General features: G+C 33.3%; 14 protein-coding genes. 12 read left to right on the top strand and 2 right to left on the bottom strand.

The genetic code is table 11. From position 1 onward, the window contains the following. The first annotated feature begins 222 nt into the window (after positions 1-222). Genes AD60_RS05035 through AD60_RS05025 form a run of 3 tightly spaced genes read left to right on the top strand, consistent with a single transcriptional unit; the run spans position 223 to position 2,687 of the window. Entirely contained in the window at positions 223-1,044 is an 822-nt protein-coding gene (locus tag AD60_RS05035; protein WP_103927428.1) for a fumarate hydratase, read from the top strand. Beyond that, positions 1,031-1,528, top strand: a complete 498-nt coding sequence (locus AD60_RS05030; RefSeq protein ID WP_103927427.1) for a FumA C-terminus/TtdB family hydratase beta subunit — start codon at positions 1,031-1,033, stop codon at positions 1,526-1,528. Before AD60_RS05035 ends, AD60_RS05030 begins: the two co-directional genes overlap by 14 nt. A gap of 19 nt (positions 1,529-1,547) precedes the next feature. After that, the gene (locus AD60_RS05025; protein WP_103927426.1) at positions 1,548-2,687 is read left to right on the top strand and encodes an NADP-dependent malic enzyme; all 1,140 of its coding nucleotides are present in this window, start codon (positions 1,548-1,550) and stop codon (positions 2,685-2,687) included. A 32-nt stretch (positions 2,688-2,719) separates the two neighbouring features. On the opposite strand, the gene AD60_RS05020 is transcribed toward AD60_RS05025, so the two are convergent. Continuing rightward, a complete protein-coding gene (locus tag AD60_RS05020) occupies positions 2,720-4,312 on the bottom strand; it encodes a DEAD/DEAH box helicase (RefSeq protein WP_103927425.1) in 1,593 nt (530 codons plus the stop codon). A gap of 370 nt (positions 4,313-4,682) precedes the next feature. Between AD60_RS05020 and AD60_RS05015 the strand changes: the two genes are divergently transcribed. From AD60_RS05015 to AD60_RS04975, 9 genes are all read left to right on the top strand, one after another. Beyond that, complete coding sequence (locus AD60_RS05015; protein ID WP_103927424.1) at positions 4,683-5,942, top strand: sugar ABC transporter substrate-binding protein; 1,260 nt, start codon at positions 4,683-4,685, stop codon at positions 5,940-5,942. Positions 5,943-6,040: 98 nt separating this feature from the next. Beyond that, positions 6,041-6,955 (top strand): carbohydrate ABC transporter permease, encoded by a 915-nt coding sequence (locus AD60_RS05010; protein WP_199177852.1) that lies wholly within the window; start codon positions 6,041-6,043, stop codon positions 6,953-6,955. After that, positions 6,955-7,806 carry a carbohydrate ABC transporter permease gene (locus AD60_RS05005; RefSeq protein ID WP_103927423.1) on the top strand — a complete coding sequence of 284 codons (852 nt, stop codon included), beginning with the start codon at positions 6,955-6,957 and terminating at the stop codon, positions 7,804-7,806. The genes AD60_RS05010 and AD60_RS05005 overlap by 1 nt, the downstream gene beginning before the upstream one ends. A 12-nt stretch (positions 7,807-7,818) precedes the next feature. After that, complete coding sequence (locus tag AD60_RS05000) at positions 7,819-8,799, top strand: glycoside hydrolase family 68 protein (protein WP_103927422.1); 981 nt, start codon at positions 7,819-7,821, stop codon at positions 8,797-8,799. After that, the gene (locus AD60_RS04995) at positions 8,796-9,521 is read left to right on the top strand and encodes a DeoR/GlpR family DNA-binding transcription regulator (protein ID WP_103927421.1); all 726 of its coding nucleotides are present in this window, start codon (positions 8,796-8,798) and stop codon (positions 9,519-9,521) included. The genes AD60_RS05000 and AD60_RS04995 overlap by 4 nt, the downstream gene beginning before the upstream one ends. A gap of 130 nt (positions 9,522-9,651) precedes the next feature. Continuing rightward, entirely contained in the window at positions 9,652-10,104 is a 453-nt protein-coding gene (locus AD60_RS04990; protein ID WP_103927420.1) for a hypothetical protein, read from the top strand. A 5-nt stretch (positions 10,105-10,109) separates the two neighbouring features. Next, positions 10,110-13,355 carry a PD-(D/E)XK nuclease family protein gene (locus AD60_RS04985; RefSeq protein ID WP_103927419.1) on the top strand — a complete coding sequence of 1,082 codons (3,246 nt, stop codon included), beginning with the start codon at positions 10,110-10,112 and terminating at the stop codon, positions 13,353-13,355. A 116-nt stretch (positions 13,356-13,471) separates the two neighbouring features. Next, positions 13,472-15,331: a Wzz/FepE/Etk N-terminal domain-containing protein gene (locus AD60_RS04980; protein ID WP_158248380.1), complete on the top strand. Its 1,860-nt coding sequence runs from the start codon at positions 13,472-13,474 to the stop codon at positions 15,329-15,331. Positions 15,332-15,367: 36 nt separating this feature from the next. Then, on the top strand, positions 15,368-15,916 hold the full coding sequence (locus tag AD60_RS04975; RefSeq protein WP_103927417.1) for an N-acetyltransferase: 549 nt from the start codon (positions 15,368-15,370) through the stop codon (positions 15,914-15,916). Between the two features lie 50 nt (positions 15,917-15,966). Here AD60_RS04975 and AD60_RS04970 read toward each other — a convergent pair whose 3' ends face one another. After that, positions 15,967-16,569, bottom strand: coding sequence for an outer membrane beta-barrel protein (locus AD60_RS04970; protein WP_103927416.1), 603 nt, complete (start codon positions 16,567-16,569; stop codon positions 15,967-15,969). Positions 16,570-16,622 lie beyond the last annotated feature (53 nt).

Here is a 16,622-nt window from a genome sequence, read left to right as displayed (position 1 = left end):
TAAAGTCGATTAGAGGCGATTAGAACTTAAAAACTTAAAAATTCTTAATTTTTCATTTTTTTATGCTAAAATTTCAAAAAGGGGAAAAAAATAGACGATAAGATAGAAGATTAGAAATTAAAAAATTTTAAAAACAAACGGTTTGGTGGAGAGACGAAGGGATACTAAAGTAAGTTTTAGTGTTGCTGAAGAAGGTAGGCAGGTGTAAAAAAGGAGATTGACATGATACATAAACGTGAAATATTAGAAAAGTTGTCAAACCATTTAGTACAAGTCAATGAAACGATAAACCCAGAAGTAAAGGCTTACATAGACGGATACAATGGCCCATTTTCGCAAGCACTTAAAGAAAATTATAAAATTGCAGAAGCTGAAAAATTACCCCTCTGTCAAGATACAGGTATTGTTGAATTCTTTGTTTTTTTAGGAAACGAAGTTAGACTTGAAGAACCGATATTTTCAACTTTAAATGAGGTGGCTGAAAAGGTATACACAGAAAATCCATTCAGATATTCACTGGTGAGTGATCCTCTTTTTGAAAGAAAAAACACCAAAAACAATACCCCCGCTGTTGTACACATATTTCAAATTTCTGGAAATACCTTAGAGATCAAATTTTTAGTGAAAGGTGGAGGTAGTGAGAATCTCTCAACCTTGTTCATGTTAAAACCATCAATCAATGTCCAAGAGTTAAAAGATGTAATAATCGGGCATGTGAAAGAAAACGGGGCAAAAGGTTGTCCGCCTTTACATGTTGGAATAGGAATAGGTGGAACTTCTGATAAAGCGATGGTTTTATCTAAATTAGCATTAACTAAAAGTTTCAAAGAAAGAAATCAAAATCCTATTTATGCAGACTTTGAAGAAGGGCTTTTAAAAGATTTAAATACTTTAAAAATAGGTTTTCAAGGATTAAAAGAGGGGGTTTCGGTGTTTTCTGTACATATAGAATATGCTCCCACCCATATTGCAACACTTCCAGTTGGGGTTTCCTTAGATTGTTACCTTTGTAGAAAAGGTGTGATAAAATTTGAAGATAGATGAAATTGAAAAATTAAAGGTTAGGGAACTCTTACAATACACAGGTGAATTGATAGTTATGAGGGATGCTGCCCATCAAAGACTTTTAGAATTACTCTCAAAAAATTCGCAGCTTCCAGTAGATTTAAGCGAAAAAATTGTATTTTATGCAGGACCTGCAAATCCTCCAAAGAACGCTAAGATAGGCGCTATAGGTCCGACAACGAGTGAAAGAATGGATAAGTATCTTGAAATGATCTTTAAATTAGGGGTGTTAGCAACGGTTGGAAAGGGGAAAAGAAGTGATTTAGCAGTAAAGCTATGTGTAAAATACAAGCGAGTTTATTTTATAACTCCAAGTGGTGCAGCAGCGTATCTTTCTAAGTGTGTGAAGGATATAACAGTTTTAGCCTTCCCAGAATTAGGGCCAGAAGCTATTTACAACATAAACGTGGAGGATTTTCCTTTAATGGTAGCAATAGATACAAACGGTGATCAGATATTCTAACTTTTAAGGGGTGTTAACCTTGGACGCAAAAGAATTACACAAAATACTCAGAGGAAAGATTAGAACAATTTCAAATGTTGACAATTTGAACGAAGAATCGTTATCCCTACTATACACTCCTGGTGTAGCAGATGTTGCAGAAGAATGTTCTAAAGATCCAGAAAATACATTTTTATACACAAGACGTTGGAACACCGTTGGTATCGTTTCAGACGGAAGCGCTGTATTGGGCCTCGGTAACATAGGTCCATATGGTGCGCTTCCCGTTATGGAAGGTAAAGCATTGTTGTTTAATCTATTTGGTCAGCTTGATGCCTTTCCAATTTGCCTAAATACACAAGACCCAGAAGAAATTGTTTCTATTGTGAAGAACTTAGAGCCTTCGTTTGGAGGTATAAACTTAGAAGATATCTCTGCTCCCAGATGTTTTCAAATATTAGAAGAATTGAATAAAACAATGAATATTCCAGTTTTTCACGATGACCAGCAGGGGACTGCTGTCGTAGTGACGGCTGGCTTGTTGAATGCATTGAAATTAACGGGGAAAAAAGCAAAAAATATTAAAGTTGTTATTAACGGTATAGGGGCAGCGGGGTACAATATAGCCAAGTTTTTGATGGATTTTGGGGTTATAAATCTTGTTTTGGTTGACAAGAATGGGGTGTTGAATAAAAATGTTCCAGAAAGTTGCTTACATGAATATCACAAAGAATTAGCACAGGTAACAAATCCAGAAAATATAAGTGGGGATCTCTCAGATGCTCTTTTTGATGCAGATGTGTTTATAGGCGTATCCAGGGGCAATATTTTGAATGAAGAAATGGTAAAAAAGATGAATAAAAATCCTATAATATTTGCTCTTGCCAACCCTTTACCGGAAATAGATCCAATATTAGCAAAAAGCTTCGGGGCAAGTATAGTGGCAACTGGTAGATCAGATTATCCTAACCAAATCAACAATCTCATAGCCTTTCCAGGAATAATGAAAGGAGCGATAGAGAAAAGGTCAAAAATAACTAAAAAAATGCTCCATTCTGCAATACTTGCAATTTCAAATTCATGTATTCCTACACCTAATAGGATTTTACCCGAAGCTTATGATAAAAGATTACATTTGAACGTATACGAAGCGGTTAAAAATGCTTCAGAATCGAACTAGTTGTTTCCATAATCCATTTGTGACTTCACTTTCTAATTTCTTTTGGACTTAGCTTGTACTACGAGTGGTCTTTTTCTTTTTGATTTTTGCTTAAAGATCTCTATTATTGCTTCAGCTTGTTCGGAAGGAACCGTCACAAAAGAAAATTTATCCATTACCTGTATATCTTTTATTTTTTTAATGGTTACACCAGTTTCCCTTTTTATGAATTCAGCAAGCTTTTTCGGTGTCATTTTACTTGAACTACCTAATGCAACAAATAACCGTTGGTCCTTGCTTTTTGAGGAACTTTTAACTTCCTTTATTTTGCTATAATTTTCTTCTTTCAAGATTCCACCATAAAAATACTTTAAAATAGAAGAAATTATTTGACTGGGCTCTTGGTCGGTTTCCTCTAAGATTTTTTCCGCCAAGATTTCATAAATGGGATCTATATCTTTGGAAAGATTAGATTTGATCTCATCTTTTATTTTTTCAACTTTTGCGTTAACAATATCTTTGGCTTGTGGTATTTTAGCTTCTTCTATTAAGGCTTTTGAGGAATGCTTAATGAACATAAATTTTCTATACTCGCTCTGTGTGACAAAAGTAATAGCTGTACCTTCATTTCCAGCCCTCGCAGTTCTTCCTATACGATGTATATAATTTTCTGGATTTTGTGGAAGAGAATAATTGATAACGTATTTAAGATTGTCTATATCTATACCTCTGGCTGCAACATCTGTGGCTATTAAAGTTTTTATCCGTTTGCTCTTAAATCTATCCATTATTCTTTCCCTTTGATTTTGAGAGACATCTCCATTTAGTGCTTCTGCTTCGTAACCTTTTTTGATTAATTCGTTTGCGATCTCTTCTGATTGAACTTTTGTTTTAGTAAATACAAGACCGTAAAAATCACTGTCTATATCTATAAGCCTACTCAAAAGTTCTATTTTATCAAACTCAGAAATCATGTAATAAATTTGTTTAGCCTTCTTTACAGTTATATCCTCTTTGTTTTCTTGAACTGTAGTTACGGTTTTAAAATTTCCCATATGCTTTCTCGCAAGGGTAATAATTCTTTGAGGCATCGTAGCTGAGAACATCAAAATTTGCTTTTCTTTATTAGTTTTTGAGAGAATCATCTCCACATCTTCTATAAAACCCATATCTAACATTTCATCGGCTTCATCAATGACGGAATACTTAATTTTACTAATATCTAAAGTACCTCTATTCAAATGATCAATTATTCTTCCAGGGGTACCTACTACTAAGTCTACTTTTCTTTTGAGGGCTCTGATTTGATTTCCAATTGAGACCCCTCCATACACGGGAAGGAGGTTCAATCTTTTGTTTCCTTTCAATGAGTCGATTTCATTGCAAACCTGCAAGGCTAACTCTCTCGTGGGGGTTAATACTAAAGCTTGAACGTCGTTTGCTTTTTCGTCTAATCTTTCAATTAGAGGTATGCCAAATGCTGCAGTTTTTCCTGTACCAGTTTGAGCCTGACCGATTACATTATTCTTACCAGATAAAAGAAAGGGGATAACCTTTTCTTGGATAGGAGTTGGTTCTTCGTACCCTTTTCTATCAATCGCGTTGAGTATGTTATCAGAAAGGCCCATGTGTTGAAATTTTGTCATGTTTTTACTCCTTTTTTATTTTTTGGGCCAAAATAACCTTTTACATTATACCATAAGTTTCGTGAACAAATGGTATTTGTTTAAGAATTTAAATAACAATTACCTTAAAAATCTTTATTGTCACAACAAAGTGAAGAATTTAGGTATTATTATCGGCAATCAGTTAAAATTATTCCAATTTATTTTTAAAATACTAAGAAAATGAGGATTATTTGTCTTTAATTGACAATAATCGTCTATAATTACCCATAACCATAGCTGTTGAAAGTTGACAATTTTTGTTATTTGTTGTAGAATTTTGTAGAATATTGTTGTTTTTTAATTCTGGATCTATAAGTAAGAACAATTTTCATAAGGGGAGGTCATTAGAATGAAAAAAGTGGTAAGTATTTTGTTTGTTTTATTGGTCGTTTTAGGCATATCTGTTTTTAGTCAAGTTGAAATTACTATGTGGTTTCACTCTGGAAGAGGCGAAGAGAGAGAAGTTATAGAAGATCAGGTAAAACGATTTAATGCCATGCAAAACGAAGTTAAAGTTGTTGCTATTCAATTGCCCGAAGGTAGTTACAACGATCAAGTGAACGCTGCTGCGTTGGCTGGAGATTTACCGGATGTGTTAGATCTGGATGGACCATTTGTTTCAAATTATGCATGGGCTGGTTATTTGAGACCTTTAGATGAATTCATGTCCTCAGAGTTGAAACAAGATTTCTTACCCTCTATTATTGCCCAGGGGACTTACAATGGAAAAATATACGCGTTGGGAACCTTTGACTCAGGTTTAGCCTTGTGGGGTAATAAAGCCTTGCTGGAAAAAGCCAATGTAAGAATCCCAAAAAACGTAGAAGATGCCTGGACATTTATCGAATTTATGGATATACTAAGGAGATTGAAAGAATTACCAGAAGTTACTTATCCCTTAGATCTTAAAGCAAACGATAGAGGCGAATGGTACACCTACGGATTGTCGCCATTTTTCCAAGGATTTGGAGCTGATTTAATAGACAGAGAAACCTACATGAGTGCAGAAGGAGTATTAAATGGTCCTGAAGCTGTTGCGGCTGCATCTTGGTTACAGGCTCTGTTTGAACAAGGATTTGTCAATTCAAATCCTCCAGGATATAATGTAGAATTTTTGAATGGTGAAATCCCGTTGGAATGGGCTGGACATTGGGAATATCCACAAGGTAAAGCAGCGTTGGGAGATGATCTTGTTTTAATTCCAGCTCCAAAATTTTTCAAACATGTTAGTGGTATGGGATCTTGGGCATGGGCAATAACAACCAACTCTCAAAATCCTGAAGCCGCATGGAAATTCTTGGAATTCCTCTTGCAGCCAGAAGAAATTGTTAAAATGTCCAATGCTAATGGAGCTGTCCCCTCTAGATATTCAGCAATTGAGCTTTCTGAACTATACAAAGAGGGAGGACCACTCAACATTTATGCTCAACAATTAAATACAATAGCCGTTCCTCGACCAGTTACTCCTGCTTACCCAGCTATTACTTTAGCGTTCCAAGATATGATAGGAGATTTGATAAGAGGTGCAGATGTCCAAGAAATTCTGGACAGAGCAGTTAGGGTGATAGATCAGGATATCGAAGCTAACCAAGGTTACCCCATATATTAATTGTTACAAATTCCATGAACAGGGTGAGAAAACTCACCCTGTTTTTAAAATTGTTGGGAAACTTTTCAATTGAGAAGCGGATAAAGAGGTGAATAAAGTTGAATAAAGTAGAGAAAAGTATTAAAAAGGGTTATAAACAAAGGGGGTTTAAACAGGCTTTACCTTTTTTATTACCTGCAAGTATTTTACTGATCGTATTTTTAATAGTTCCTTTCTTTTTTGCTTTTTATTTATCCTTTACGAATACTCGTTTAATTTCTCCTATTCCACCAAAATTTGTTGGAGTTAGCAATTATGTTAGAATGTTAGGCGATGATCTCTTTGGGAAAGCCCTTTTAAATAATTTTTATTTTGTAGCCGTAGTTGTCCCTCTTCAAACCATTTTTGCCTTATTTTTAGCGATACTCGTAAACCAAAAAATAAAGGGTAGTACAACGTTTAGGACTATATACTTTTTACCTACCGTAACCACGATGGTAGTTGTTGCAGTAATATGGACATTTTTGTATCATCCAGAGGGAACGATAAACGCTATCCTTTCTTTCATTACATTTGGAAACTGGGAGCCTATAGATTTTCTTAACACCGAAAGAATCGCTTTTCCGGCAATAATGTTCTTATCTATTTGGCAAGGCGTAGGTTTTCAAATGCTGATATTCCTTGCAGGATTGCAAGAAATTCCCGAGTCATTGTATGAAGCAGCCACAATAGATGGAGCAAACAAATGGAAACAATTTATATATATAACTCTTCCCCAACTAAAAAATACGAGTATCTTCGTAATTATATCTACCACGATACTCGCTTTCAAATTATTCGATCAAGTATACATTATGACAAGCGGTGGTCCAAATTACTCCACATATACTGTAATGTTACATATATATAATCAAGGATTTAGGATGCAAAACGTTGGTTATGCATCTTCTTTAACGGTTGTATTTTTTCTCATTATTTTAGGGGTTTCCTTAATTCAAAGAATTCTACTGAGAGAAGAAAGAGAGGTGTTTTGATGAGGCAAAGAAGTAGAAAAAGAGTGATAATTATAAATAGAACTATTAGTTATATTTTAATGATAATCCTGGCCATCTTTTTTTTATTTCCGCTTTTGTACATGATCTCGGTGTCTCTTAATCCAAGTGAGATAGACATAGTCAATCAAATGTCATCAATAAAAGGTTTCATTCCCACTACAATTAGTATAGAAAATTTCAAAGATGTTTTTGATAGGATGCCTTTTCAAAGATTCTTATTCAATTCTGTGTTGATCGTTGGTACAACTATAATTGCAGGTTTAATTGTGAACAGCATGATGGCATATGGGCTTGCCAGGTTCTCTTTCAAAGGTAGAAAAATGCTAGTTTCAATAATTGTAGCTTTAATTATCATTCCCTTTGAAGCAATTGCCATTCCGCTATTGCTCATAACCAATAAAATGGGGTGGTTGGATAGTTATCAAGTTCAAATAATTCCATTTATTGCTAATCCATTTTATATATTTCTTCTCTATCAATTTTTCATAAATTTTCCCAAGGATTTGGAAGAAGCAGCTCTAATAGATGGAGCCGGATGGTTTAAAATTTATTGGAAAATCGTTTTACCTCTTTCTAGACCTGTTTTGGCAAGTGTGGCAATTCTTCATTTTCTTATGCAATGGGGTTCCTTTTTATGGCCATTGATGGTTACCAGGGGATACACATATAGGCCTTTAACGGTTGCAATGCAAACGTTCTTTGGACAGGCTCCAATCTACTGGGGAGATATCATGGCTTTTGCTACGATGATGACTATTCCAGTTATAATATTATTTATATTCCTACAAAACCAGTTTGTAAAAAGCGTTGCTACCACAGGAATAAAGTAGGAGGTATGTTTTATGATGCAAAATTCATCATGCTTTAAATTGAAAAACAAATACATTTGGGATCTCTGGTTTCTCAAGGACAAAGAAGGTAGTTGGTTCAAATATTTTTTAGAATCACCTAGAACAAAAGACCCTGAAGAAAGACATTTTCATTCTTCAATAGGCTTAGCCAAAAGCCAAGATTTAATTAATTGGAAATATGAAGGTATTATATTATCTGCAAACAAAAACAAATGGGACGATACCTCTATTTGGACAGGAAGTACATTTTATTACAACAACGAATACTATCTCTTTTACACTTCAAGAAATAGTAAAAAACCTAACGAGCAACTCATTGGTTTAATAACTTCAAAATCCCCGGATTTCAAGAACTATAAAAGAATTTCAGACAACGAACCACTTTTAAGAATAGATCCAAATCTTTATGAAACTAATTCTTACGATGGTTTGACACATTTCAGAGACCCCTATGTTTTTCAAGAAGGTTCTGATTTTTACATGGTTTTCTGTAGTAGAAGAAAGGATGGTGAGATCAAAGCAAGAGGAACTGTAGGAATAGCTACCTCTAAAAACTTGATAGATTGGAAAATTCTCGAACCGTTATCTATACCTAAATGGTTTGACAATACCGAATGCCCATATATTATTAAAAAAGGTGGCATATATTATTTGCATTTTTGTTCTAATTCATTTTCGGATAACTTCAAGGAACTAACAAAATCCGATCCTATTCCTGGAGATTATTTCTTAGTAAGCGAAAATTTAAAAGGGCCATACACAAAGACCGCAAATGGACCGGCATTGTTTAAACCGCAAATCGAAAAAATCGCCTACAATACGCAAATAGTTTCACAAAAAAACGATAATTTTATCTTTTTTTGGCAAAAAAGTGAATCAGACTTGTGTCCCATATTTTCACACAGAGGACCTTACAAAATATGGTACAATAATTATGAAATATCTATCGAGAAAGAGGAGTTTATTAAATGAAAACAAATAGTACTAAACTAATTCCAGAAGAAAGGCGAAGAAGAATACTTCAATTGCTTGAAAAAGAGGGAAGCATAACGGTTTTTGATCTCTCCCAAATATTAAAAGTTTCCTTTTCTACAGTTCGAAATGATTTAAATTATTTGGAAAAGGAGGGACTTATAAAAAGGACGCATGGTGGAGCGATTGCTAAAGAAAGGTTTAATCCCTTATTTCAAAAAGAAATTGCAGGACATGCAAGAGAAAAGTTAGAAATTGCAAAGTATGCGGTTCAATTTGTAGAAAACGATGACACAATATTCATCGATGCAGGAAGCACTACCCTTGCTTTTACTGAAGAATTAATCAACTCTAACAAAAAATGCCACATAGTTACGAACTCTTTATACATTATAAACACCCTTTCTAATTCCACTGAAATAAACGTACACGTTTTAGGCGGAGAATTTATCCGCAGTAATATGAACTTTATTGATTTAGAGCAAAACTTCGAAAAATATAAGTTTAAAAAAGCCTTTATGGGAATTAACGGATTCAACGAGGATGGCTTCTATGTCCATGAATTGAGTGAAGCAAATTTTAAAAAGAAAATTATAAAATCATCAAAAATTGCATATATCCTAGCAGATCATTCCAAATACAATAAAATCTGTGCTAACTTGGTTGAAAAATGGAAACAAAATTATATTTTAGTTACAGATGATAGAAAAATAGAAATATAAGGGAGTTAATCTTCCGTTTAACCATTCTTTTTCACGGACATTTTATTTGATCAAATGTGGAAAATTGAGATAATAAATATGGTATAATTAACTGAAAACAAAGTTGCCACATCAAAGAGGTGAAAGACAATTGAAAGAAGGATTTTTAGAAATCTTACTTCCCTTTGCAATAATTCTTTTGCTTTTTGGTTTTTCTTCACAAAAAGCCTCGACAACAGCTCAGCCATCTCCTACACCAGCCCCAGAAATACCTTCATTTTCAGAAGAAGATGAAAATTTGTACGAAGTCACTTTTATAATCACTTCCGTTCCAGAAGATACACCAGAAGATGCTTCAATTTATATGATGGGGAACTTCAACAATTGGTTGGTGGGAGATGAAAATTATAGGTTTGATAAAATGGAAGACGGAACCTACCAATTAACTCTAAGAATGCCTCCAAATACTGAAATAGAATACAAATATAACCTTGGCAACTATGATTATATAGAAAAGGATTTCTTTGGGAACGAAAGAGAAAATAGGACTTACAAATTTGAATATAACTTCGATGAAGTGAGAAACGAAATAGAAAGCTGGTAGAAAAAATGAGGAAGGTCTATTTATTTGACTTAAATCCAGAACATTTTAAAAACGTTGGAGATCTTATACTTCCTTTTTACAATGAAGACCCTCTGAACTTTTTGTTTCTAGGGCCTTCTGGTTTTTATGTGAAGCAAGTGGCAGAATACATTGCCTCGCAAACCAAAAAAACTATAAATCGTGATGCCTTCAGGGTTATAAACCAATATGTAACTGAGACGCTAAAAACATACCAGCCACAATCTGTAATACTGGATAGAGATTTTTTGAAGGTATACATCGAAAACGAGATAATGGACTTAATAGAAGAAGAGAAAAAAGACGAAGAATTTTCTGAATATCTAAACGTTATATCCAAATCTCAAAAATCAGTGGAGTACATCTTAGATATTTTCGAAAAAAAATGGGAAATTTCAAGGGTTGAAGATGAAAAAATCGTTGAATCCGCTGAAGAATACAAGTTGTTAGATGATTCTATAGATAACAATTCTAATTTGTACAAGCTTTACACAAGATTAGAAAGAAAACTCGAAGATATTTTAGAAACGAAGTTCGATATGTCTATTAAATATCAGAGAAATTACGATCCCGTTAGTGTGTACAAATGGTTTTATGAGATTTTACCTAGCAGGTTGAAAGAAGAGGGAAAAAAATATATAGGGAAAAGGGTCGTTATTTCGGGTTTTTTTGATATTTCTCCAGCCGTTAACAAAACACTTAAAGCTTTCTTTGATCTCTTTGAAGAGGTCCATTTTATTACTTGGGTCAACATAGAAGACAGAAGTTTTGATTCAATAACTAATATACACAACTTTTTAAAAAATGAAGGGTTTGAGTTCCAATCGAAAAGGAAAGGTTTAAAACGGATTTTTGAAAATACTAATATTGAAATCTTTCCCATGAACAACGATGTTTCTGAAATAGAAATCCTTACAAAAGAAATAAAAAGAAGATTGATAAGTGAAAATCTTTCGCCTGATGATTTGGGGATCGTTGTTCCCAATAATTCAACTGCAAAATTATTGGCGGATTATTTGGAAGATGCCAAGGTACCTTACAGGTTCAAAAACGACGTTCCTCTAAACGAAAGCCAAATAGTTTTGATTCTTCTTCAACCGATTAAAACGTTGGTGAGAGGTTGTGAGGTTGAAGATATTTTGGCGATGATTGAAAGTGGTTACGGAGGAGTAACTGAGCTGACAATGGAGCAGATAGAAAATTATCTAAAGCGATTGAACTTATTCTATGACATACAAAAATCCTCACTCAAAAACCGAAAAGAAAAATGGCTGAATACTATTGAGAAAGAAATAGAAAAAAGAAATTCTCAACTTAAAGGCACAGAAGAAATAGAAAGGATAAGCGAAGAACTCAAAGACTTAAGGAAATTAAAAAAATGTCTGGGAAACATATTTTCTCTTTTAGAAGATATCCAAAAAAGCAAAGATCGAAAAAGGTACTTCAGTGTTTCTGATTACAGAGAGTTGGTGAAAGAATGGATAAATACTTACCTATCTCATTTCAACATACTAAAAACATACGAGGATGTACTCCCTATTGAGAGTCAATTAAATGCATTAAAAGCCTTTGAAGCACTGGTGTTCAATGTTGAAGAGAATTTGGAAAAAATTCTAAAATCAGATAAAAATTTAGGAATCGAAAAGTTCTACAAAATACTTTCTTCTCTTATTCAGATTGAAACGTACAGAGAATCCGAAAGGTACGATAATACAGTAGAAATAATGAGCCTTGAAGACTCAAGATTTGTAAAGAAAAAATACAAATATTTTGTAGGCTTCACTGAAGAAAACTATCCTTCAATAAAGGTCAATCCTTTCATCACATCTATGAGTAACGAGGGGACCTCAATAGCCAAACACTCAGAAAAAATCAGTAGAAGAAACTTGTTTATCTCAATGATCTTCGCAGAAAATATTGTATTTACATATCCAAACGCTAAACTAAGTGGTGAACCAATACTACCCTCTCCATACGAAAAAGAGTTTAGAAACAACTTTAAGAACGTTAAATATTCCAATGAATATCTCTCTAAAAAAGAAATCCTACCAAAAGATCCGGAAAATATTTTCTCTGAAACAGAAGCTACTATTTATTACATATTGAATGGAAAGAAAGAATATTTACCAGATAAACACTTCACTAATATTGAGAGATTAAAAAAAGAGATAACTAATCCAGACTGGCAATTACGTAAAAATACCGACCTTGGACGGTTAAGTCATACAAAAATTACTACTTATGTGGATTGCCCTTTTAAGTATTATCTTGGAATCGAAGGCCGATTATATGGAGATAAAGATTTTGGGAAGTTTTTTGATGGACTGATAAAGCATAGGGTGATGAAAGAAATATTTTCCAAATACGAAAAATATGAAGATATGTCCCAAAAGATTCTCAACGAAGAAGAATTGAAAGAAGAAATAAAAAATATCGTTGAAAATATTTGGGAAGAGTATACCGACGATTTTTTACAAACCTATGAAGCTATAAAAGACGTAGAAAGTGAAATAATAACAGAAGATATTTTTGATAGTATAGAAGACATATATCGAAACTATATTAAATTCAAAAAAGGTATGGATCTCACTTATTCTCAAGTTATAGCTACTGAGTTAGAGGTAAATTCAAAGATAAACATAGGAGATTTTAATGATGTAGACTTAACTTCCAGAATAGACAGGGTAGATCTTTTAAACGGTAACTACGCATACCTTCTTGATGAGTTTGACAACCAACTATTACCAGGTGCATACTCAATTATGGATTACAAAAGGTCAAAAAATTTTCAAAGTGAACAGTTGTTAATTTATTACTTAACCTTATTAAATAACGAAGAATGGAAAAACAAATTAGGAAATTCTGATGTGTATCTAAAATTTCAGGTAGTATCAAAGAAAAAAGAATATAAAAATAATAATTTTATAAAAATACAGAAAAATAATATTATATATAAACAACACGGACGGGGGGTTAAGTTCGTATCTTTTGATATTAAAGAATTCTACACATGGTTAGAGAAAGTTTTTCAAAATATCAATAAATCTGATTTCACCCCTATAGCAGTAAAAGAAAGAGAAATTAGAAGGTTCTTAGAAGAAATGCACGATAAATACAGCAATACAAAAACAGGAGAAAAATATTACGATTGTTCTTCTTGCCAATTCAGAAGTTTATGCGAGTTGATGCAGTACAAAAAGGATTTTAATATGAACATAAAAAAATACCTTTGAATTAAATGCTCCATATGGTAAAATATTTTGCATAAAACAAAATAAAGGGGCGCTAAATATAAACTTTCAGAGTTTCAAAACGTAGTAAAAAAATAACTAAAAATTGGAGGATGGAAATGGAAGAAGAAAGAGAACTAACCTTTTCAGACATACTCAGAATTTTTAAAAGAAGAAAATGGACTTTTTTAATCATTTTCTTCTTAACTATCTTTTTAACAGCGTTTTATCTGTTTTTCATGGCAACTCCCAAGTATGAAGCGAAACAGGTTATAGAGTACAAATCGAGTTCTTCCCAACCAACTGTCTCTTTAGGGGCTGCTGCAAATGTATTAGGAATCAGTCAACCGGCTGACTCTGGTCTAACCACCGAAATTGAAAGGATGAAAGCCGATTGGGTGTTGGCAAACGTTGTAAAAGAGCTCAACCTTGTAGAAAAATCAAATGAAAACAAAGGGCTAATTGCAAGGTTAAGAGGTACAGAAGTAACAGAAAGAGATCTCATTGATTCACTAAAAGAAGGTATAAATATACAAAATGTTCAAGATACTAATATGATAGAAATAAGTTACCAAAGTTCTGATCCGGGCTTAGCTGCTTCGGTTGTCTCACTTGTGTATTCTTACTACACCGATTATGCAAAAAACCTTTATTTTGAGGATTCTCAGTCTTATTTGAATCAAGTTGAAACTTTATTTGAAGATATTTCTCAGCAATATGATCAGATAAATAAAGAGGTTTTGGATTTCCAAACTAAAAATAAATTGTTAGCTTCTTCTTCAACTTCATCTCAAACATTCGATAGTTTAATTAGTTATTATTCTGAAACATATATGAATATCTTAAAATTAGACGCTGATAAAAATCAATTAGAAATCAGAAAGCAAGCTATAGAAGATAATATTTTCAAACTGAGTCCAGAAACTAAAGAGTTTATACTAACAAACACAGAAAAGGATACACCTGTTAAGGATATAAAATCCAAATTAGTGAGTGACAACATAGAACTAGAAACTTTAAAGTTAAATTCCCCTAGTTCTCCAAGAATTGGAGCTTTGGAAGCAGAAATAACGGTTTTAGAAGATGAATTGGAAAATAACCTTGAAGCGATTTTTTCCAACGATTTAAACTTTCTTGCATCGATCGATATGGAAACTTTTAACGAATACACAGGGATAATTACACAACTGCAACTATTTGATGTAACAAAACAAGTGTACGAAAATATGCTTCAAGTTATTGATGATGAAATTGCAAAAAGCTCCCCCATTCTTTACGAATATTTTCTATTAAAACAACAGCAAACTATTCTTCAAGCTAGGTATAATACTTTACTAGCTGCCTTAGAGCAAGAAAGAATGAAGGCATCACTGTACGATAACAAATTCAAAGTAATAAACTCTGCCTACATACCAGAAAATCCTGTATCACCAAATACCACCCTCACTTTAGCTATTGGAGGGGTGTTGGCAATATTCTTAGGTATTTTGGGTGTTTTTGTAAAAGAAGCCCAAGACAAAACGGTGAAAGATCAATACGAATTTGAAAGTTTATTTAGGGTCCCTGACATTATTTTAAATGATTCAAACGATGCCGAGAAAATAGTCAATTATGTTTATAAAAAAGATTTTAAAAAGTTTGGGTTGTTGTTTTTAGGGAATTTCTCAGTTGCCCAGAACCTTTCTCAAAGAATTTACAACATTTTAAATACCATAAAGCCTTATAAAACAGAGTATTATACTTCAATAGAAAATGAAGATTACAAAGAAAAATTTGAAAAATTTGAAAAGTTTAAAAACACAAACGAGGCTTTTATTGTATTTGACAATTTCAACAATGGTGATTATATACTATACAGAGATGATTTAGAAAAAATTATTATATTTATAGAAGAAAAAACAACAAACTTGGAAGATATAAAAGAGATTTTAAAAAAAGAAAAAGATCCCACCGTTGTTTATGTAAAAAAGAAAAGATAACATCTTTTGGAGGTGTCGGCAACGAAGCTCGAATTAATGAGCAAAGAAGAATTTGAGATATACAAAAAGAAAATGTACGAAGAATATGCCAAAGTTTTGGCTGAAAATTTGTTGATTCCATACGAAGAAGCCCTGGCAAGAGCAGAAGATCAGATTGATACCATCTGGAATGAGGATGTTAAAAAAGGGAAAAACTATGGTTATAATGTTATAAATGGGAATAACGAACACGTTGGAAGAATTTGGGTTTTTGTCAATCACAGTTCTAAAAAAGCGTTTATATACGATATTAGGATTTTTCCTAAGTATCAAAAAAAAGGATTTGCAAAGGGTGCTTTAAAAGAACTAGAAAAAACATTAAAAAAAGAAAAGGTAAAATTTCTTGAATTGAATGTCTTTGGGAATAACAAAGTTGCGTATAATTTGTATAAAAATCTTGGATTCGACGAGACACACATTAATTTGATGAAAGGCTTTCAAAAACAGAGAGTTGTTACTTTACCAAGATATTTGAAGTTTTTAGAAAGTTTCTTTTTAAAATCAGGATATAGAATAGTTGCTATCGAAATGAGAAAAAAGCTGTAATAAAAAACCTCCGTAAAGGAGGTTTTTAGTTTTCTATGTTTACTTTTAAATTAGAATTGTAAGCCTGCGTAAACCTTGAACTTTGGCCTCAACTGGAACTCACCTTTATAAACTTCGTCGTAGTCTTCAGCTAATGTGGGCTTTTCAAATAAAACATCTGCACCTACATTCATGTCAAGATTTTGAACTGCAAAGCTTGCTCCAGCTCCACCACCGAAACCTAAACTATTTGCTAGAACCTTATCGTCTCCTAATCCAAAGGAATAGTTAAACAAGCCTTGGACATACATTCCAAATGGTAAGTCTGGGAAGAAGGCATTTAAGCTCTGCCTGTAACCAGCATTCACGCCCACCATCATTTGAGCTACCTCTTCAGTAGCAGTAGCGGAAGCTGTAACTGCTGCATTAGTAGCAAAGTCAGTTGGGAAATAGTAATCAAAAGAACCGCCGACTAACACTGCTCCACCTTCTACACCCAATCCATCGAACAAATAGTTTGCACCTACACTAATCCCTTGCATCATTACATCTTCTACTGCATCTACATCAGTAGCGGCTAGAGATGTATTTACATATCCACCTGTTACTTCAAATGCAGCAAAACTAAAAACAGCTAACATACCTACTAACAACGTTGCAAAAACTTTTTTCATCTTTGTTCCCTCCTCACTGAGATTTTGTAGAAATTATGATAAAAAATAACTAA

It is taken from the genome of Petrotoga sp. SL27 (genome assembly GCF_002924605.1).
Taxonomy (GTDB): domain Bacteria; phylum Thermotogota; class Thermotogae; order Petrotogales; family Petrotogaceae; genus Petrotoga; species Petrotoga sibirica.
This window is presented reverse-complemented; position numbering and strand designations above follow the sequence as displayed.